The organism is Stagnihabitans lacustris (assembly GCF_025950525.1).
Lineage (GTDB): Bacteria > Pseudomonadota > Alphaproteobacteria > Rhodobacterales > Rhodobacteraceae > Stagnihabitans.
Genome location: NZ_JAPDGS010000002.1, coordinates 398,361 through 417,316 on the forward strand (window position 1 = coordinate 398,361; position 18,956 = coordinate 417,316).

20 protein-coding genes are annotated in these 18,956 nt (G+C 64.8%); 9 read left to right on the forward strand and 11 right to left on the reverse strand.

What is annotated here, in order from left to right; genetic code table 11:
• Positions 1-47 precede the first annotated feature (47 nt).
• The 4 genes from NX862_RS06535 to fabA are packed head-to-tail and all read right to left on the reverse strand — an operon-like array spanning position 48 to position 3,429.
• A complete protein-coding gene (locus NX862_RS06535; RefSeq protein WP_264493077.1) occupies positions 48-803 on the reverse strand; it encodes a hypothetical protein in 756 nt (251 codons plus the stop codon).
• 1 nt (position 804) lies between these two features.
• Entirely contained in the window at positions 805-1,593 is a 789-nt protein-coding gene (locus tag NX862_RS06540) for an enoyl-ACP reductase FabI (RefSeq protein WP_264493078.1), read from the reverse strand.
• A 55-nt stretch (positions 1,594-1,648) separates the two neighbouring features.
• Positions 1,649-2,878 carry a beta-ketoacyl-ACP synthase I gene (gene fabB / locus NX862_RS06545; protein WP_264493079.1) on the reverse strand — a complete coding sequence of 410 codons (1,230 nt, stop codon included), beginning with the start codon at positions 2,876-2,878 and terminating at the stop codon, positions 1,649-1,651.
• Between the two features lie 41 nt (positions 2,879-2,919).
• Positions 2,920-3,429: a bifunctional 3-hydroxydecanoyl-ACP dehydratase/trans-2-decenoyl-ACP isomerase gene (gene fabA / locus NX862_RS06550; RefSeq protein WP_264493080.1), complete on the reverse strand. Its 510-nt coding sequence runs from the start codon at positions 3,427-3,429 to the stop codon at positions 2,920-2,922.
• Between the two features lie 177 nt (positions 3,430-3,606).
• Here fabA and nhaA point away from each other — a divergent pair, with 177 nt between their 5' ends.
• A complete protein-coding gene (nhaA, locus tag NX862_RS06555) occupies positions 3,607-4,710 on the forward strand; it encodes a Na+/H+ antiporter NhaA (protein ID WP_264493081.1) in 1,104 nt (367 codons plus the stop codon).
• 7 nt (positions 4,711-4,717) lie between these two features.
• On the forward strand, positions 4,718-5,134 hold the full coding sequence (gene irrA, locus NX862_RS06560; RefSeq protein ID WP_264493082.1) for an iron response transcriptional regulator IrrA: 417 nt from the start codon (positions 4,718-4,720) through the stop codon (positions 5,132-5,134).
• A 66-nt stretch (positions 5,135-5,200) separates the two neighbouring features.
• Here the strand turns inward: irrA and NX862_RS06565 are convergent, their stop codons facing one another.
• The 5 genes from NX862_RS06565 to NX862_RS06585 form a co-directional block, all read right to left on the reverse strand.
• Positions 5,201-5,968: an ATP-binding cassette domain-containing protein gene (locus NX862_RS06565; protein WP_264493083.1), complete on the reverse strand. Its 768-nt coding sequence runs from the start codon at positions 5,966-5,968 to the stop codon at positions 5,201-5,203.
• The gene (locus NX862_RS06570; protein ID WP_264493084.1) at positions 5,968-7,089 is read right to left on the reverse strand and encodes an ABC transporter permease; all 1,122 of its coding nucleotides are present in this window, start codon (positions 7,087-7,089) and stop codon (positions 5,968-5,970) included. Before NX862_RS06570 ends, NX862_RS06565 begins: the two co-directional genes overlap by 1 nt.
• Positions 7,090-7,175: 86 nt before the next feature.
• The gene (locus NX862_RS06575) at positions 7,176-8,114 is read right to left on the reverse strand and encodes a sugar ABC transporter substrate-binding protein (RefSeq protein ID WP_264493085.1); all 939 of its coding nucleotides are present in this window, start codon (positions 8,112-8,114) and stop codon (positions 7,176-7,178) included.
• A gap of 147 nt (positions 8,115-8,261) precedes the next feature.
• On the reverse strand, positions 8,262-9,062 hold the full coding sequence (locus tag NX862_RS06580) for a TIM barrel protein (RefSeq protein ID WP_264493086.1): 801 nt from the start codon (positions 9,060-9,062) through the stop codon (positions 8,262-8,264).
• Positions 9,063-9,196: 134 nt separating this feature from the next.
• The gene (locus NX862_RS06585) at positions 9,197-10,219 is read right to left on the reverse strand and encodes a LacI family DNA-binding transcriptional regulator (protein WP_264493087.1); all 1,023 of its coding nucleotides are present in this window, start codon (positions 10,217-10,219) and stop codon (positions 9,197-9,199) included.
• Between the two features lie 145 nt (positions 10,220-10,364).
• Between NX862_RS06585 and NX862_RS06590 the strand changes: the two genes are divergently transcribed.
• The 4 genes from NX862_RS06590 to NX862_RS06605 all read left to right on the forward strand — a co-directional run bounded on the left by NX862_RS06590 (position 10,365) and on the right by NX862_RS06605 (position 13,790).
• A complete protein-coding gene (locus NX862_RS06590) occupies positions 10,365-11,456 on the forward strand; it encodes a fatty acid desaturase family protein (RefSeq protein WP_264493088.1) in 1,092 nt (363 codons plus the stop codon).
• Positions 11,457-11,459: 3 nt separating this feature from the next.
• Positions 11,460-11,768 carry a MocE family 2Fe-2S type ferredoxin gene (locus NX862_RS06595; protein WP_264493089.1) on the forward strand — a complete coding sequence of 103 codons (309 nt, stop codon included), beginning with the start codon at positions 11,460-11,462 and terminating at the stop codon, positions 11,766-11,768.
• 1 nt (position 11,769) lies between these two features.
• On the forward strand, positions 11,770-12,561 hold the full coding sequence (locus NX862_RS06600) for a 3-methyl-2-oxobutanoate hydroxymethyltransferase (RefSeq protein ID WP_264493090.1): 792 nt from the start codon (positions 11,770-11,772) through the stop codon (positions 12,559-12,561).
• Between the two features lie 101 nt (positions 12,562-12,662).
• Positions 12,663-13,790, forward strand: a complete 1,128-nt coding sequence (locus NX862_RS06605) for a Gfo/Idh/MocA family protein (protein WP_264493091.1) — start codon at positions 12,663-12,665, stop codon at positions 13,788-13,790.
• A 15-nt stretch (positions 13,791-13,805) separates the two neighbouring features.
• Here NX862_RS06605 and NX862_RS06610 read toward each other — a convergent pair whose 3' ends face one another.
• Positions 13,806-14,672, reverse strand: a complete 867-nt coding sequence (locus tag NX862_RS06610; protein WP_264493092.1) for a hypothetical protein — start codon at positions 14,670-14,672, stop codon at positions 13,806-13,808.
• Between the two features lie 105 nt (positions 14,673-14,777).
• On the opposite strand from NX862_RS06610, the gene aroA reads away from it, so the two are divergent.
• The 3 genes from aroA to NX862_RS06625 are packed head-to-tail and all read left to right on the forward strand — an operon-like array spanning position 14,778 to position 17,171.
• Positions 14,778-16,127, forward strand: a complete 1,350-nt coding sequence (aroA, locus tag NX862_RS06615; protein ID WP_264493093.1) for a 3-phosphoshikimate 1-carboxyvinyltransferase — start codon at positions 14,778-14,780, stop codon at positions 16,125-16,127.
• The gene (locus tag NX862_RS06620) at positions 16,120-16,593 is read left to right on the forward strand and encodes a hypothetical protein (protein WP_264493094.1); all 474 of its coding nucleotides are present in this window, start codon (positions 16,120-16,122) and stop codon (positions 16,591-16,593) included. Before aroA ends, NX862_RS06620 begins: the two co-directional genes overlap by 8 nt.
• Positions 16,590-17,171: a (d)CMP kinase gene (locus tag NX862_RS06625; protein ID WP_264493095.1), complete on the forward strand. Its 582-nt coding sequence runs from the start codon at positions 16,590-16,592 to the stop codon at positions 17,169-17,171. The genes NX862_RS06620 and NX862_RS06625 overlap by 4 nt, the downstream gene beginning before the upstream one ends.
• On the opposite strand, the gene NX862_RS06630 is transcribed toward NX862_RS06625, so the two are convergent.
• Complete coding sequence (locus NX862_RS06630; RefSeq protein WP_264493467.1) at positions 17,168-18,919, reverse strand: glycosyltransferase; 1,752 nt, start codon at positions 18,917-18,919, stop codon at positions 17,168-17,170. The genes NX862_RS06625 and NX862_RS06630 overlap by 4 nt on opposite strands.
• Positions 18,920-18,956 lie beyond the last annotated feature (37 nt).

Consider the following 18,956-nt stretch of genomic DNA (forward strand, 5'->3'; position numbering starts at 1 on the left):
GCGGGCTCCTTTGTTTGATGTCAAACTATGAGCGGCCTGCCCAGAAGTCAACGCCGGACCGTGGAGGTGCCCGCGATGCGGTCCCAGGGCATGAGTGGGTGATCCTTTGCCACAGGAACGACCCAGAGCCCAACGACGAGCGCCGCGCTGATGGCGATAGCGATCAGGCCCCAACTTGTCTCGATGCCGACTTCGGTCAAGCTGAGGCGAAGCTTGGAGCCCCAGAGGACAGAGACGAGGAAAGGGCTTAGCCGTATCACCTCGCGCAGGGGCATGGCCCAGGCCTTGCCGCTGACCTTGATCCCGCACAGGGCTTTGCCGGGGGTCGTGTGAAACACGGCCAGGCACAGGCTCGACAGGCCCAGCAGGCAAAGCAGAGCAAAGGCGTCGATGTGGCGGAAAACCAGGCCGTTGACCGAAATGTCCAAAGCGCCCGGCTCTTGCGTCCCATCGCCATGCGTCATGGTGAAGTCGATGCGCCCCCCGGTGGCCACGCCGGAGATGCGATCCATGCAAGAGGTCACTGCCGAAATCTTGGCCTCCGGGACCAAGGCGCCGATGGCTTTGACGGTGTCCGGCACAGCCGCGCCGCAGGTCGTGGTCCCAAGCCGGATCATGGGCCGAAACTCCGTGCTGTCCAAAGTGGCGTCGAAGCTTGCCGCAAAGGCGCTGGTCGGGTCCGTCAGGCTGTCGTTCGTGGTGTCAAGGCCGGTCACGGCGATGATCAGCCCAAGCAGTGCCCAGGCTGCCATCTTGTCGATCATGAAGGCCAGGACCCGCTGAATGGGCGGGACCGGCGCCATGTCAGATATTCTCCGCCTGCGGCATCCCCAGGACGTGATAGCCGCAGTCCACATGGACGATCTCGCCGCTGGTGCAGTTGCCGTAGTCGCTGCACAGCCAGACGGCGGTGCCGCCGATGGCCTCCAGCGTGGCGTTCTGGCGCATCGGCGCATTGGCCTCGGTGTGGCGGAAGGTGGCGCGGGCGCCGCCGATGGCCGCCCCGGCCAGGGTCTTCATCGGGCCCGGAGAGATCGCGTTGACCCGCACCTTTTGCGGCCCAAGGTCATTGGCCAGGTAACGGGTCGCCGATTCCAGCGCCGCCTTGGCCACGCCCATCACGTTGTAATTCGGCGTCACGCGGTTCGATCCGGCATAGGTCAGCGTGATCAGCGACCCGCCATCCGGCATCAGCTCGGCCGCACGGCGCGACACGTCGATGAAGGAAAAGCACGAGATATGCAGGGAATTCAGGAAATTCCCCTTGGTCGTGTTGATGAACCGCCCCGTCAGCTCGTTCTTGTCGGAAAAGGCGATGGCATGGACCAGGAAGTCGATCGTGCCCCAGCGGTCCTTCAGCGTCTGAAAGCAGGCGGTCAGGCTTTCGTCATTGGTCACATCGACATCGACCAGGAAATCCGACCCGACCGAGGCCGCCAGCGGCTCGACCCGCTTGCCGAACGCGTCGCCCTGATAGGAAAACGCCAGGCTTGCGCCCTCGTCCGCCAAAGCCTTGGCGATGCCCCAGGCGATGGAACGCTCGTTGGCCACGCCCATGACAAGGCCGCGCTTGCCCTTCATCAGTTCCGCCATTTCGAGGCTCCTTTGTTCGTGGGATTGGCCCGGGCAGGGCGCCCGGGCGGGGGACTTAGTCCCGATATTTGCTCATCACCAGGGTGGCATTGGTGCCGCCGAAACCGAAAGAGTTCGACAGGACCGAGTCCAGCTCGACGCCTTCGCGCAGGGTGGTGACGATTTCCGACGGGTCAATCGCCGGGTCCAGGGTCACGACATTGGCCGAGGCCGCGATGAAGGACTTGTTCATCATGATCAGCGAATAGATCGCCTCATGCACCCCGGTGGCGCCCAGGCTGTGACCGGTCAGCGACTTGGTCGAGGCGGTGGGCGGCGTCGTGCCACGGCCAAAGACGCGGCGGATCGCCTCCATCTCGGTCACATCGCCTGCGGGGGTCGAGGTGCCGTGGCTGTTGATGTAGTCGATCTTGCGGCCTTCGGGCAGCGTCGCCACGGCCAGGCGCATCGAACGTTCGCCACCCTCGCCCGAGGGGGCCACCATGTCATGCCCATCCGAGGTCGCGCCATACCCGGTCACTTCGCCGTAAATCTTGGCGCCACGGGCCAGCGCGTGCGACAGCTCTTCCAAAACGACAACCCCGCCGCCGCCCGCGATGACAAAGCCATCCCGCGTCGCGTCATAGGTCCGCGAGGCGGTGGTGGGCGTGTCGTTATACTTGGACGACATGGCGCCCATCGCATCGAACAGGCAGGACAGCGTCCAATCCAGTTCCTCGCCGCCGCCGGCAAAGACGATGTCCTGCTTGCCCATCTGGATCAGCTCGACCCCATTGCCGATGCAATGCGCCGAGGTCGAACAGGCCGAGGTGATCGAATAGTTGACGCCCTTGATCTTGAACGGCGTCGCAAGACAGGCCGAGTTGGTCGACGACATGCAGCGCGTCACCATATAGGGGCCCATCTTCTTGGGCGCGCCCTTGTTCAGCACCGCATCGAAGGCCTGAAAGAAGTTCGACGTCGAAGGCCCGCCGGACCCCATGATCAGCCCCGAACGCGGGTTCGACACATCGCCGGGTTCCAGCCCCGCGTCCTCGATCGCCTGCTTCATCGCCAGGAAGTTATAGGCCGCGCCCGGACCCATGAAGCGCAGGTCGCGCTTGTCGATATGGTCCTCCAGCACGATGTTCGGCTGGCCTTTCACCTGGCTGCGAAAGCCATGTTCGGCGTAATCGGGGGCAAAGACGATGCCGGATTTGCCCGCCCGAAGCGAGGCCTCGACCTCGGTGACGCTGTTGCCGATGGGCGAGATGATGCCAAGGCCGGTGATGACGACGCGACGCATGGGAAATCCTTTCTGGAGACGCAAATCAGGGGACGCGGATCTTAGGACGCAGAGAGGGCGACTTTCATGTCAGTGACCTGATAGATCACCTCGCCATCCGCCTCGACGATGCCATTTGCGACGCCCATGGTCAGGCGGCGCGAGGTGATCGCCTTGGTGAAATTCACGCGGTAGGTCAGCATCTTGCGGTCGGGACGGACCATGCCGGTGAGTTTGACCTCGCCCACGCCAAGCGCATAGCCGCGCCCCAGCCAGCCGCGCCAGCCCAGGTTGAACCCGGTCAGCTGCCACAGCCCGTCCAGGCCAAGGCAGCCCGGCATGATCGGATTGCCGGGGAAGTGGCAGTCAAAGAACCACAGGTCCGGCGTGATGTCGAATTCCGCCACGACATGGCCCTTGCCGAATTCGCCGCCGTCCCCGGAGATTTCCGTGATGCGGTCCATCATCAGCATGGGCGGCGCGGGAAGCTGCGCATTGCCGGGGCCAAAAAGCTCGCCGCGCGCGCAGGCCAACAGCGCTTCCTTGTCGAAACTGGTCGGATAGACGCTCATCAGAACCCCCCTCTAGGTTTCAATCCATGTAACAGAGCGTGAGGGACAGGCGCAAGGGTCGAGGGGGCTTTGCCTTTGGGGCCGCCCCGGCCTATCTTGCGCAAAGCGATGCCCCGCCTATCGGGGCCAAGACCGAGGCCGGGTTTTCCGCGCCCGGCCGACAGAATGGTGAGGCAGATGACGAAAGAGGCTTTGGGCGGAATGGCGCTGATTGGCGCCACGCTTTTGGCGCTGGCCGTGGCGAACCTTGGCGGGCTGCAGGCCTATGAGGCGGCCTTGCACGCCGAATTCGGCCTGTCGGTGCTGCATTGGATCAACGATGGGCTGATGGCGGTCTTCTTTCTGTCGGTCGGCATGGAGCTGAAACACGAGATGGTGGACGGCGCCTTGCGCAAGCCAAGTGCGGTGGCGCTTCCGGGTTTGGCGGCGCTGGGGGGTATGGTGGTGCCGGCGCTGATCTACCTTTGGATTGGCGGTCCGGTGCAGGGCTGGGCCATTCCGACGGCGACCGATATCGCCTTTGCCCTGGGGATCATGGCGCTGGTGCCGGGCGTGCCTGCGGGGTTGCGCAGCTTTCTGCTGACCCTGGCCATCCTGGATGACCTGGGCGCGATCCTGGTGATTGCGATCTTTTACGGCCATGACCTGCAGGTCACATGGCTGGCGCTGGCCTTGGTGCCGCTGGCGGGGATGGTGACGCTGATGCGCCTGCGTCAGGACCGGACTTGGCCGATCCTGGCCCTTGGCGCGGTCTTGTGGGTCTGCGTGCTGCAATCGGGGCTTCATGCGACCTTGGCCGGGGTGGTCACGGCCTTTTGCCTGCCCGCCCACAGCCGCAGCGGAGGCCATCCGCTGCACGACCTGCAAACCCGGCTTTCGCCCTGGGTCGCCTTTGCCATCGTGCCGATCTTTGCCTTTGCCAATGCCGGACTGCCCTTGGCCGACCTGTCGCTGACCGGCGCCGATGGCGTCATCGCGCTGGGTGTGGCGGCGGGGCTTTTGGTGGGCAAGTTCGTCGGCGTTTTCGGCGTCACCGTCCTGTTGTCCCGGTTTGGGCTGGCCTTGCCGGCCGGTGTCGGCTGGGGGCATCTTGCGGCGGCGGCCCTGCTGGCGGGGATCGGCTTCACCATGTCGCTGTTCATCGGCGGCCTGGCGTTTCGCGGCGGAGAAGAGATGAACGCCGTCCGCGCGGGCGTTCTGGGCGCCTCGACACTGGCGGCGGTTCTGGGCTTGACCTTGTTGCGCATCCTCTCTGGCGCAAGGGGCAAGGGCGCAGTATAACGGGATCATGACGATGACACCGGAACAGCGGGCAAGCGACTGGCTGGCGAAGGGCGACCTTCGGCCAACCCGGCAACGCATTGCTTTGGCGCGGCTTTTGGTCGGCGACGGGCAGGACCGCCATGTCACCGCCGAAAGCCTGTTCGCCCTGACGGGGGGCGAGGGAGAGAAAGTCTCGCTCGCCACGGTCTACAACACGCTGCGGGCGTTTTGCGACGCGGGCTTGATGAATGAAATCGTGGTCGATGGCTCGCGCAGCTATTTCGACACGCGGATGGATGATCACCCGCATTTCTATTGGGAAGACCGCGGCACGCTGACCGATGCCCCCGCCGACCAGATCCAGATCTCGCGCCTGCCGCTCGCCCCCGATGGGACCGAGATTTCGCGCGTCGATGTCGTGATCCGGCTGCGCAAACGATAGCGCGACATTGAAAAACCGGCGCCTTGCGACGCCGGTCCGGTCAGTTTGGGACCGGGAGCGGGCCCCTTACGCTGCCACGTTGTCGGCAGGCCCCTTGATCCCGGTGATATAGGCCACGACGTCGTTGCCATCCGTCTCGTCCTTGCGCAGGGAGGCGACGATGCGACCCCGGCGGAACACCACGATCCGGTCCACCAGATCAAAGACCTGGCGCAAGTTGTGGCTGATCAGGATCATCGGGATGCCACGATCCTTCAGGCCGCGGATGATGTTCTCCACCTGAGCGGTTTCCTGCACCCCCAAAGCCGCCGTCGGTTCATCCATGATCACCAGTTTGGACGCAAAGGCCGCCGTCCGGGCAATCGACACGCACTGCCGCTGACCGCCCGACATGTTGCGGATCGGGTTGTCGACATTGGGGATTTTCACCGCCGTGGTCTTCAGCGCCTCTAGCGTGCGGTCGCGCATCGCCTTTTTGTCCAGCCAGGAGAACGGGCCAAAGCGGAACTTGAACAGCTCGCGGCCCAGGAACAGGTTTGAAGGCACGTCCAGGTCATCGGCCAAGGCCAGGGTCTGAAACACCGTCTCGATCCCGCCCTCGCGCGCCTCCAATGGGCCGGTGAAGTTCACCTCGCGGCCGTCGAAAAAGATCTGGCCGGCGGATTTCTGTTCCACCGCCGTCACCTGCCGCACGAAGGTCGATTTCCCCGCGCCGTTGTCGCCCACCACCGCCACATGTTCGCCAGCGCGCAGGATGAAATCGGCATCCTCCAGCGCGTGAACCCCGCCGTAACGCTTGGTCAGGCCCCGGGTTTCAAGGATAATGTCGCTCATCATGCCCTCATGCGCTTGCGTTGACGGGCCTGGTCCAGAACGACGGCACCGACGATGATAACGCCCTTGACCATCTCTTGGTAATAGGCGTCCAGCTGGATCGAGGTGAAGCCCGAGATGATCACCGAAAAGATCGCGGCCCCCAGCACGGTGCCCAGGATCGACCCCCGGCCCCCGGACAGCGAAATCCCCCCGATGACCGCCATGGCGATGGCGTCCAGCTCATACATGACCCCCATGCCCGCCTGCGCCGTCAGGTTCTTTGACGTCAAAAGCACCGCCGAGACCCCGGCCAGCAGGCCTGCAATCGCATAGACCAGCACCTTGTGACGGTCGACATTGATCCCCGACATCCGCGCCGCGGCCTCGTTCGACCCGATGGCATAGGTCCATTTGCCGTAAAGCGTGTGATTCAACAGGATATGAAACAGCACCGCCAGCCCGATGAAGATCAGCGCCGGGTTCTGCCCCTGCCAGGACAAAAGGCCAAAGGTCAGCGTCCCCAGAAGGTCGCCGTTGGACAGGGCGCCATAGCTCTCGGTCGGAAAGGAGATCGGGTTGCCGTTCGACCACCACCGCGAGGCACCGCGCGCCGCAACCATCATCCCCAAGGTGGCGATAAAGGGCGGAATCTTGGTATAGGCGATCAGCAAGCCATTGATCAGACCGGCAAAAAGCCCGACCACCAGGCCCACGACGATGGGAATGATCACCGGCAGGTCCATCAGCGCAGGCCCGAAGACCGCCTTGGGATTGGGGTTGCCGTTGACGAGGGCGGTTTGCGCAAAGCTCATGGCGACCATGGCCGTGACCCCCACGACCGAGCCCGAGGACAGGTCGATCCCGCCCACGATGATCACCTGGGTGACGCCCAGCGAGATGATGCCGACGATGGCCACCTGCAACAGCATGATGTCGATGCGCTGCTGGTTGAACAGCGCGTCCACATTGTCGCGCATGTTGAACAGGAACGAGGTGCCGTTGAACCGGTTCAGGACCTCGAAGATCACCACCATGATGACCAGGGCCAGGGCCACGTTCCATTCCGGCGCGCGGGTCCGCTTTGCCGGGTCGTATTTCAAGCCGCCAAGCCCATGAGCCTGACTTGTGGGTTGCGACATCTTTCCCCCCTTTGCAACAAAGCCCGGCGCGGCGCGCCGGGCGGTTGGGGGGCAGCTTGACCCGCCCCCCGTTCGACCTTTTCAGATCAGTTCTTGGCCGCGAAATCGGCCATGTTGGCCGGGGTCACCAGCTGGAAGGGGATATAGACCTTCTGCTCGACCGCCTCGCCTGCCGCCAGCTTGACCGCCGCATCCACCGCGCCCGAGCCTTGGCCGGCCGCATCCTGGAACACGGTCGCGTCCAGATCGCCCGCAGCCATTGCGGCCAAAGCGTCCTGGGTGGCATCGACGCCAGCGACCACGACCGAAGCCATGTCGATCCCGCCCGCCTTCATCGCCTGGATCGCACCGATGGCGGATTCGTCGTTGTTGGCAATCACGGCGTCGAAAGCCGTCCCCGTGGACAGCCAGTTCGTCATCAGGTTCTGCGCCTCGTCGCGCGACCAGTTCGAGGTCTGCTCGGCCAGGATGTTGATCTTGACGCCGCAATCCGGGCCGCCGATCACGTCATGGATGTCCTTGGTGCGCATCACGGCCGCCTGGTTCGACAGTTCGCCCATGATGACATAGGCGTTGGCTTCGGTCTTGCCGGCTTCCTTCAGCAGGCGGCAAACCTCCAGCGTTTCCAGCGTGCCGGAATCCATTTCGTTGGACGCCACGAAGGCCTGGTTGTCGGGCAGCGTGTCGACGTTGATCGGCTCGCGGTTGACATAGACCAGCGGAATACCAGCCTTTTCAGCGGCATCAGACATGGCTTGCGTGGCAGAGGTGTCGACCGGGTTGACGATGATCGCGGTGACGCCACCGGCGATGAAGTTGTTGATCTGGTCCAACTGCTTGGCCACATCGTTTTGCGCGTCTTCGATCTGGACCTTTTGACCATTGGCATCGGCATAGGTCTGGATGCCGTTGCGCAGCACGGTCAGGAAGTTGTCGTCGAACTTGGCCATCGTCACGCCGATATCGGCCATGGCCGCGGTCGACATCAAGGCGGCAAAGCCTGCAACGATAATGGACTTCTTCATGGTTCTTTCCTCCACATGCGGTGTCCGGCACACCGTTTCTCCCGCCGGACCGCCCTTTGGGGCGGTGTCTTGAACGCCTGGCCGTCTCCCAGAGGTTTTGCAACCAAAATTGCAAAACATCGCGTTTGTCAAATGCTATGTCAGGCCTCAGCCTTTGCGGATCAAGTCCATCGACGCCTGCAGCGCCGCTTTCGGATCGGTCAAAGCATGGGTCTGCGGCGCGAAGGCCTCATAGCTGACCGGGCCTTGCCAGCCCGCAGCCTTCAGCGCGCGCAGCTGTTCGACATTGCCCAGACGGTCGGCGGGGCCAACCAGAACGCGGTGGGCGTCCTGCATGGCCTCGACCTGGGGTTCCGGGTCCTCGACGCCGGAAATGTGAACGATGCCCGTGTGTTCGGGGAACAGCGGGCCGCCATGGGCCAGGGTGTGATGAAAGGTGTCATGCACCAGCTTGAAGCGGCCTTTGCCGCCCACAGCCTCGATCCCTTCGACCGCCCAGGCCTTGTAACGCAGGGCGCAGATCGGAAAGCCCAGGGGTTCGACCATGCCGGTCAGGTTGTGGTCTTCCAGCATCGGCTTCAGCCCGGACAAGGCGGCCTGCAGCGCGGCCTGACGCTCGCCATCGGCCATGCCAAGGTTGTCGTTGCGCGGGATCAGGCTGACCGCCTCGGCGCCCGCGGCCTGTGCGATCTGCATCAGGGCCAGCGCCTCGGCGGCCTTGGTCTCGGACCAATCGTTAAAGCGTTTCACCTCGGCCAGGGCCAGCAGGCGCAGGCCTTTCGACCGGATCAACGCGCCCGCAGCTTCGGGCGCCATGCCGTCAAACAGCGGCTGCGGCAGGTCGTTGCGGACCTCGATGCCGACCATGCCCAGTTGGGCGGCCAGCTCGACAAGCTGCACAAAGCTCAGCCGGGCCACGGTCATGTGGTTCAGCGCGAAATCGGTCATGTTGGTCTCCACTTTCGGGCTCTCCCAAACCCGTTGAATGGAACTGATATTCCAAGATTGGATCGGATCAACCAGAATATTTCGTTTTCCGACCAAAGGAGGGGCCCATAGCCCCGCATTTTGATGTTTTATCGTCAGAGAGACTCGGCAACATGGATGTCCGGGGGCAGGAATATCTGACCTATATCAGCGGCTTGTGAGCCGTCCGCCATGCGCCGGAACAGCTCGGTGCACAGCTTCTCCAGCGGGGTGTTGATGACCAGCGTGATGGTCCCATCCGCCAGCCCCGCCCGCGAATCGGGTGTCAGCGCCGAGACGACCAAAACGACCTGACCCGGAGGCCGCGCCTCGCGCAGGGCGGCAATCGCGCCCTCCATCCCGCCGCCCGCGACATAGATCCCGCGCAGATCGGCATGGCGGCCCAAGGCCTGCAAGGTGGTCTCATAGGTCAGCTGCCGGGTCTCCAGGTTCACCAGGGTCTCCAGCACCTCCAGCCCCGGCGCCACCTCGCGCAGATAGGCGCGAAAGCCGGTTTCGCGCAGTTCATGCCCATGCCAGCGGTGGCCGCCGACATAAAGCAGCACCTTGCCCGGCCCCCGCGCCGCCATGGCCGTGACCCAACCCGCCGTCCGCCCCACCTTGAGATTGTTGAGCCCCAGATAGCCCGCCCGCACCCCCTGACCGAAATCCGACAGCAAGGAGAACACCCGCAACCCCTTGGCGCGCAGCTCTTCTACGGCCGAGGTGACTTCGGGGTGGTTGACCGCCGTGGCCGCCAGCACGTCGCAGCGCCCGGCCATCGACCGCAGCAGGGCGGCCATCTCGGAGGGCGCCTGGCTGGCCGCAAACTCCAGCACCAGCCGCCCGCGCACCCCTTGGACCTGCGCCACGGCGCGGCGCAATTCCTCGGCAAAGGCCTTGTAGAACTCTTGCCCCTGCTTGTGCAGCACAACCCCAAAGCGCAGCTCTGGCAACGACGCGGGCGCCCCCGCCCCCAGCCGCAGCGCCGCCGGATGGCCGATCCGAGTCGCGGCCTCCAATATCCGCGCCCGCGCCGTGGCCGAGACCTGTTCGCGCCCGTTCAGACAGCGATCCACCGTCGACAGCGACACGCCCGAGGCCTCTGCCAGTTCCACCAATCCCGCGCGCCGTGCCATTCCGCCTCCTGACGATATCACGTCAACCTGGACCGGTTCTTGACGAAATCTGACGAAATGTCCAGCGCGCCCCCTTCCCGAAAATGGAATTTGCGTTCTATTCCTGCCCAAGCCCCCAAAAGGGCGCCTTAGACCGGAGGACGACATGGGAAATCGCGATTACGACCTCTTTGGCCCGGACGCCAAGCGTGCGGTCGAAAGCGGGCTGACGGCGGCGGAGTGGTATCATTCCGACGTGCCGCGCAAGGTGATGAAAGAGCTGATGGCGCGCAGCGATGGCCCGGCCATGCGCGACACGGTGATCTTGTATGGCGCGATGATCGTGCTGGCGGGGCTTGGCATCGCGCTGTGGCCGACCTGGTGGTCGGCGCCCTTCTGGCTGGCTTACGGCGTGTTGTATGGCAGCGCGTCCGACTCGCGCTGGCACGAATGTAGCCACGGCACCGCCTTTCGCACGCCCTGGATGAATGACGCGGTCTATCAGATTGCCAGCTTCATGATCATGCGCAACTCGGCCACCTGGCGCTGGAGCCATGCCCGCCACCACTCCGAGACCTATTTCGTCGGCCGCGATCCCGAGATTGCCATCATGCGCCCGACCGAGATGGCCAAGCTGATCGTCAACTTCTTTGGCATCCTGGATGTGCTGAAGTTCATCCCCAACCTGGTGCAAAATGCCCTGACCGGCCCGAGCGCTGCGGAACGGACCTTTGTGCCCCAGGCCGAATGGCCCAAGGTCCAGCGCGTCGCGCAGGTCCATCTGGCGATCTATCTGGCCACCGGGGCGCTGGCCCTGGCCATGGGGTCGATCCTGCCCTTGATGGTGATCGGCCTGCCGCGGCTTTATGGCGCCTGGCATCACGTCATGACCGGCCTGCTGCAGCACGGCGGCCTTGCGGACAATGTCGTCGACCACCGGCTGAACAGTCGCACGGTCTATATGAACCCCATCAGCCGCTTTATCTATTGGAACATGAATTACCACGTCGAACATCACATGTTCCCGATGGTGCCCTATCATGCCCTGCCGCGCCTGCATGAGATCATCAAGCACGACCTGCCCGCGCCGAACCGGTCCATCGCGGAGGGGTTTGCCGAGATGTGGCCCGCGATCAAGCGCCAGCTGGCCCATCAGGACTACTTTTTGAAGCGCGATCTGCCGGCCACCGCCAAGCCCTACCGCGAAGACTTCCAACTTTATGTGCCGGGCATGATGCCCGCCCCTGCTGCGGAGTGAACCATGCCCTGGATTGATGCTTGCGCGACCGATGATATCGACGCCGAAGACCTGATCCGCTTTGACCACGGCGGCGCCACCTATGCGATCTATCACGGGGTGGATGGCAAGTTTTACGCCACTGCCGGCAAATGCACCCATGAGGACGTGCATCTGTGTGACGGGTTGGTGATGGATTTCATGGTCGAATGTCCCAAGCACAACGGCCAGTTCGATTACCGCACCGGCGAGGCGAAACGCCTGCCCGCCTGCGTGAACCTGCGGACCTTTCCCGTGAAGGTCGAAGCCGACCGCGTCTGGATCGAGGTCTGACATGCCCCCTACCGTCAAAGACCTGCTGGACGCCCGCGGCACGCATCAATTCGCCATGCTGCGGGTCGAAACGCTGGAGGAGGCCGAGGCCGCCGCCCGCGCCGGGGTGGAACTGCTCTCGATCCCGCCCGCCATGATCCACGATGGCCGCTTTCGTGAGGTTGCCCCCGATGCCTTCACATTCCCCGGTGACAATTTCTATGAGATCGGCGGGACGGATGATTTCCTGCGCTGGGCCATGCCGCTGTTCAAGGCGGGGGCGGATGGGGTCTATTGCTCGGGGTCCATGCGCACGGTGCGCGAGCTGTCTGACCATGGAATTCCGGTGTGCGGCCATGTCGGGCTGATCCCGTCGAAACGCACCTGGACCGGCGGCTTCAAGGCCGTGGGCAAGACGTTGGACATGGCGCAAGTCGTCTGGGCCCAGGTCAAGGCCGCCGAAGAAGCCGGCGCCTTTGCCGTCGAAATCGAGGTCGTGCCCCATTCGATCACCCAGGCGATTGCCGAGAAGACCGGCCTGTTCCTGATCTCGATGGGGGCGGGGGCTGCGGGCCATGCGCAGTATCTGTTCACCGATGACGTGCTGGGCCAGACCCGCGGCAAGGTGCCCCGCCACGCCAAGCGCTATGCCGATTTCGCCAGTGAACGCGACCGCTTGCAGGCCTTGCGGGTCGAGGCGATGGGCCGTTTCGTTCAGGATGTGCATGGCGGCGACTATCCCGCTCCGCAATACTTGGTCGATTGCGACGCCGAAGTGGTCAGCCAGTTCCGCGACTGGCTGGATCAGCAATAGGACCAAAAACCCCCGGACCCCCGGATGTAACGGGCCCCCATAATCTATCAGGCCCCCCAGATCTATAAGGCAAGGGGGCCTCTACCCTTTCAGGAGACAAGATGTCAGATATCGGAGTGGCCTTGATCGGCACCGGCTTTATGGGCAAGGCACATGCCCTGGCCTATCGCAACGCGCGGGCGGTCATGGGCGATGTGCCGGGCGTCCGGCTTGTGACGCTGGTGGAAACCCCCTTGCCCAAGGCCGAAGCCATGGCCGCGCAGTTCGGCTTTGACCGGGCAACCGACGATTGGCGCGCCGTGCTGGCCGATCCTGCCGTGCAACTGGTCTCGATCACCACCCCCAACGGCCTGCACCGCGAGATGGCCGAGGCCTGCCTGGCCGCCGGCAAACATGTCTGGTGCGAAAAGCCCATGGCCCTGACGCTGGACGATGCCCGCCACATGGAGGCCGCCGCCCGCGCCAGCGGTCTGGTCACGCAGCTGGGCTATAACTACACCGCCAACCCCGCCTTTACCCATGCCTGCCGCTTGGTGCAGGGCGGAGAGATCGGCCGTGTCATTCAGGTCCGCGGTTGGGTTGACGAGGATTATCAGGCCGATCCCGACCTCCCCTGGTCCTGGCGCGCCAAGATCAAGGATGCGGGCCTGGGCGCCCTGGGCGATATCGGCTGCCATCTGATTTCGCTGCTGACCGGTCTGGCGGGCCCCTTGGACTCGGTCGTCGCAGAGATGGAGACGCTTCACCAGACCCGCCCGCTGCCCGATGGCACAGGCCGCGCCGCGGTGGAGAACGAGGATGCGGCCTCGGCTTTGTTGACCTTTGCCAGCGGGGTGAAGGGCACCTTCACCGCCTCGCGCAGCGCCTGGGGTCGCAAGTCGCGGCTGGGCTTCGAGGTCCATGGCACCTCAGGCATGGTGATCTTTGACCAGGAACGCATGAACGAGCTGCAATTGTATCAAAACCGCGGCGAACGCGCGAAGGCGGGATTTGTCACGATCCTGACCAGCCCGGACCATGCGCCCTATGGCGCCTTCTGTCCGGCGCCCGGGCATCAGCTGGGCTTCAACGACCTGAAGGTGATCGAGGCCGCGGGCCTGTTGCGCGCCATCCGTGACCGGACCGCGGCGCCCCTGGACTTTACCGCCGGGCTTGCGATCGAAACCGCCATTCACGCGATTGCCCGCTCGGCCCGCGAAGGGCGGCGCGTTACCCTGGCCGAGATGTAACCTTTTGCGACCCGGTCAGAACCACTGGCCGGGCTCCATCAGGCCCAGGTCCATCAACTGCTGGCTGCCCCATTGGAAGGGCACCGAATTGTGCCAGCGAAAGGTCGAAATCTCGAACCGCGACCCGGCATTGGTCTTCAGCGCCTTGGCCGTGCGAAACGAGGCGACAGCGGTCGTGATATTGTGGTGCCAGGGACAGGCATAGGTGTTGTATTCCTCCTCCGAGAAGGTGAAATCGGGACGCAGCACAACCCCCGGCTTGGCCTTGAAAAACGCGATGCGGTCGATCTTGCGGCGCGCGGGGGGCACGTGCTCTTCGAACCGCCAGCGCAAACCGCCAAAGAAATCCAGCTGCCGTTCCTTGGGGTGGTTGTGGTTCGCAGGGTCCGGCCGCCCCAGCGCGTAATATCCCGACCGGTCCAGATGCGCCGAGGTCAGGGACACCGCATTGGGATGGGCTGTCAGGTCCTCGGCGTAAAGATCGACGACATAGGACAACATCGCCTCGCGCCGCTCTTCGATGTGAAAGCTCATGGCCTCGCGGATGTTGCGCGTCTCGCAAAAGGGATGGAACAGGTATTCCGCGTTGAAACAATAGTAAAACCAGATGCCCGGCGCCGCCGACTGGATGTGGTTGACCGCGTCGACCGCGGCATTTTCGGCCAGGGTGTCATGGTCGATCCGGTCAACCTGGGGCGACAGAGCGTCCAGCTCCAGCGAGGGGTCCGCCAGCAGGATCACGCGCAAAAAGCCGATGCGCAGGTGATGGGCCAGCGTCGAAGCGACCTCGACCCCGTCTTCCGCGATGACGATGGCCAGCGGCCCCTTGGCCAGCGCGGCCTTGCCGGTTTCCAGAAATGCATCCAGCGATGAATAGCGCATGGCGCCCCCTTTTGGCTTATGCCTAGCGCATGACGGCGCTGCGGCCAAGGGTGGACCCGTGCCGCGCCTTGCGCTATCAGGCGTCCATCAAGACAGGAGCCCCCGATGTCGCATGGCCAAGCCCAACCCATGACCTCTGCCAAGTCCGCGCCGCTGAAGGGCACGGCCTCGGTGCCCGGCGACAAGTCGATCAGCCACCGGTCGTTGATCTTTGGCGCGATGGCCGTGGGTGAGACGCGGGTGACAGGGCTGCTAGAGGGTCAGGACGTGCTGGACACGGCCAAGGCGATGCAGGCCTTTGGCGCGACCGTGACCCGCCACGGTCAGGGCGAATGGTCGGTGCAGGGCGTGGGCGTCGGCAATTTCGCCGAGCCGGCCGATGTGATCGACTGCGGCAATTCCGGCACCGGGGTGCGGCTGATCATGGGGACCATGGCCACGACGGCGATCACGGCGACCTTTACCGGCGACGCCAGCTTGCGCAAGCGCCCGATGGGCCGCGTGACCGAGCCTTTGGCCGAGTTCGGGACCCTGGCCTATGGCCGCAAGGGGGGCCGCCTGCCGATGACCGTGGTCGGCGCCGCCGATGCGCGCGGCATCCGCCACACGTTGAAAGTCGCCTCGGCCCAGGTGAAATCGGCGATCCTGCTGGCCGGGCTGAATGCCTCGGGCGAGACGGTGGTGATTGAAAAGGAACCCACCCGCGACCATTCCGAACGGATGCTTGTGGGCTTCGGCGCCAGCCTGAACGTCGAAAAGACCGCGGCGGGCCATGTGATCACGCTGCAAGGCCGCCCGAACCTGCGGCCCCAGACGGTTGCCGTGCCGCGTGACCCCTCGTCCGCCGCCTTTCCGGTTTGCGCGGCGCTGATCGTCGAAGGGTCGGATATCTTTGTCCCCGGCGTGTCGCAGAACCTGACCCGCAACGGGCTTTACATCACGCTTGTGGAAATGGGCGCCGAGATCGAATTCCAGAACCCCCGCGAAGAGGGGGGCGAGCCGGTCGCCGATCTGCGCGTCCGGTTCAGCGGCGCCATGAAGGGCATCGAAGTGCCCCCCGAACGCGCGCCCTCGATGATCGACGAATATCCGATCCTGTCGGTCGTCGCGGCCTTTGCCACCGGCAAGACGGTGATGCGCGGCGTGAAGGAACTGCGGGTGAAGGAAAGCGACCGCATCGACGCCATGGCCCGGGGCCTGGAGGCCTGCGGTGTCAGGATCGAAGAGGACGAAGACACGCTGATCGTGCATGGCATGGGGCCGGGCGGGATGCCGGGCGGCGCCACCGCCAAGACCCATATCGACCACCGCATCGCCATGTCTTTCCTGGTGGCGGGCATGGCCGCGCAAAAGCCGGTGTCGGTCGATGATGCCTCGCCCATCGCGACGTCCTTCCCTGTGTTCGAGCCCCTGATGCGGACGCTGGGCGCCACGCTGCGCCGTGATAATGCGTGACCGTCTGATCACCTGGCTGCTGCCCTTGCTGGCGGCGGGGATCGGGGTCTGGGTCTGGACGCTTTTGCCCGATCTGCAGCAGGCGGGGGTGCCCTTTGACCTGCGCTTGACCGGCTATGGCCTGACCGAGGCCCTGGCCTATGTCGCGGCCCTGACGCCCGAGGCCATGGCGACCTATCTGGGCCCCTGGCGCATCGCGGACACGCTGTTTCCGCTGCTGATGATGCCCGCGCTTTTGCTGCCGCTGTGGGGGCGGGGGCAGATGTGGTTTCTGCCCGCGCTGGCCTATGGGCTGGCGGACCTGGGCGAAAACAACGCCGTCGCGCGGCTTTTGACCGCGGGGGCCGAGATGACGGCCTCTCAGGTCATGCTGGCCTCGACGCTGACGCAGGGCAAGTTCCTGGCTTTGGGTCTTGCGGTGGGGCTGGCGGCCTGGGCTTTGTGGCAAGGCTGGCGGACACGATGAGCTTTACGGTCGCCATCGACGGGCCGGCTGCGGCGGGCAAGGGGACGATCAGCCGGGCGCTGGCGGCGGCCTTCGGCTTTGCCCATCTGGACACCGGGTTGCTGTATCGCGCCGTGGGGGCCAAGGGCGGTGATCCGGTCCAGGCCGCCCTGTCGCTGACGCCGCAGGATCTGGCCCGCGACGACCTGCGCAGCCTGGCCGCCGGTCAAGCGGCCTCTCGGGTCGCGGTGATCCCCGAGGTCCGCGCCGCGCTGACCGCGTTTCAGCGCCGCTTTGCCACCCAAGAGCCCGGCGCCGTTCTGGATGGCCGCGACATCGGCACGGTGATTTGCCCCGATGCCCGGGTCAAGCTTTACGTCACCGCCAGCCCAGCGGTCCGCGCCCATCGCCGTTGGCTGGAGGTCGGCGGCGACGCGGCGCAGGTCCTGGCCGAGGTCATCGAGCGCGACCAACGCGACATGACCCGCGCCGAGGCCCCCTTGCGCCCGGCGGCGGATGCGGTGGTCATCGACACCTCGGACCTGACCATCGACCAGGCCATCGCCTTGGCGACCCAGGTCATCCGTCAGCGGCTTTAGCGCTGGTTTTCCCACCATTCGGGGCGCGTCATCCGCGTGTAACCCCGCGCCCAGACGCGCCGCAGCCGGGGGAAGGCCGCCACCAACCGCATCAGGTTCCAGGCCATGCGCAGGCTTTGGCGCAGCGCCTCGGGCTTGTTCTGGCGGATCTGCATCACCCGCCCGCCATCGGTCGAGACATAGGTGATCTCGGCCGCGCCCCAGGCAAAGCGCACGACGCCGCGTTGCTTTTGGCTTAGGACCACCCGATCCCCCCAGCGGCCAAATCCCGGCGCCAGAAGCCCGTTCAGCGTCAGCGCCAGGGCCAAGCGCTGCAACCGGCTGTGCGGATTGAACCTTTGACGCGGGGCGGGGACATTGGTGCTGGGGGTCCACAGTTCCACCCTGCGGGCCGCGGCCAGATCGGCGCGGCGGCTGGCCAGATCGGGCTCTGCCTCGACAAAGCCGGGGCCTGCCCGGAAATCCTCGACCGCGCGGTTCAAGGCCGCCATCGAATCCGTCTGGTGCTGCATCAGGCAGCGGCCAAAAAACCGCGCCGGCAGGATCACCGCCCGCCACAGCCGCAGGCTTTGTCGCGGCAGGGTCACAAGGTGGATCAGGTTCGACCGCAGATCCAGATACAGCGTCAATGAGGTCTCTTTTTCCGAGAAATCAACGTCTTGGTAACACAAGACCCCCGGCAGCGTCACATTGGAAAACCCGTTGGCGATGCAAAAGCTGGTGTCGTCGCCGCGCACGAAAAACGGAAAGGGCGCATGGGTGACATGGTCCAGCGGAAAGGCATAGCACCAGAAGCCGCCATAGAAATTCGTGGGAACCGGGGTGGACAGAAGCTCTGCCTTCAGCAGGTCGGCCGGGACCGCCAAGTCCAACCCACGGGCCAGCGGCTGGAAATGGCCGCGAAAAACCGCGCCATTCTCCCACAGCTCGGTCGGCTGCTCGGCCGAGGTCAGCGCCCCCGCAATCGCGGTGCGGGGGTCGGTGACATGGGCCAGAAAGGTCCAGATCCGGTCGACCGAGGCGAAATCCAGCGCCGCATCGTCGTCCATGAACAGGCAATGGCTGGCGCCCTCGGCCCGCGCTTCGGCCATGCCACGGGCAAAGCCGCCCGCGCCGCCCAGGTTGCGGTTGGGCACCAGGCGGATGCGGGGATGGTCGGGCGCGGTCAGGGTCTGGCCATTGTCCACCACGATCAGCCGCAGATGGTCGCCCTGCGTTTCGCGGACAAAGCGGGCGATGGTGCGCGCCACCTGCGCCTCGCGGTGATAGGTGGTGATCGACAGCGCCAACCGCGGCAGGCGCTTTGGCGCGTCGGTCGTGGCCCAGGTCACTTCGGTCAGCGTCGCCTGATCCGCACAGCGAAACGACAGGTGGAGGATTTCGACATCGGCGGGCAGGTCGGTCAGCAGCACCTCGACCACGCCCGCAAGCCGCAGGTCGTGGCGTTCGGCAAAAGGGCGGTCGCGGGTTTCGCCCTTGATCGACAGCGTCAGAAGCCCCGTCCCCCGCAGCACCAGCCGAAGATCCCGCAGCCCGCACAGCCTGCGCCACTTGCCCAAGGGGAAGATGTTATAGGCCGTGTTCAACCGCAGATAGCCGCCGGGGCCGAAGGTCAGCATGCCGGGCGCAAGGTCGACGGCACCCTGACGACGCAGGGTCAGACCCTGGACGGGATGGATCGGCTGCGGCCACACAAGGGGCTGCAGCGCGTATAGCCCCTCGCGCATCTGATGCGGCGCCTGATCCACCTTGTCCAAACCTTTGCCCCCGTTCGGTCCTGACCTG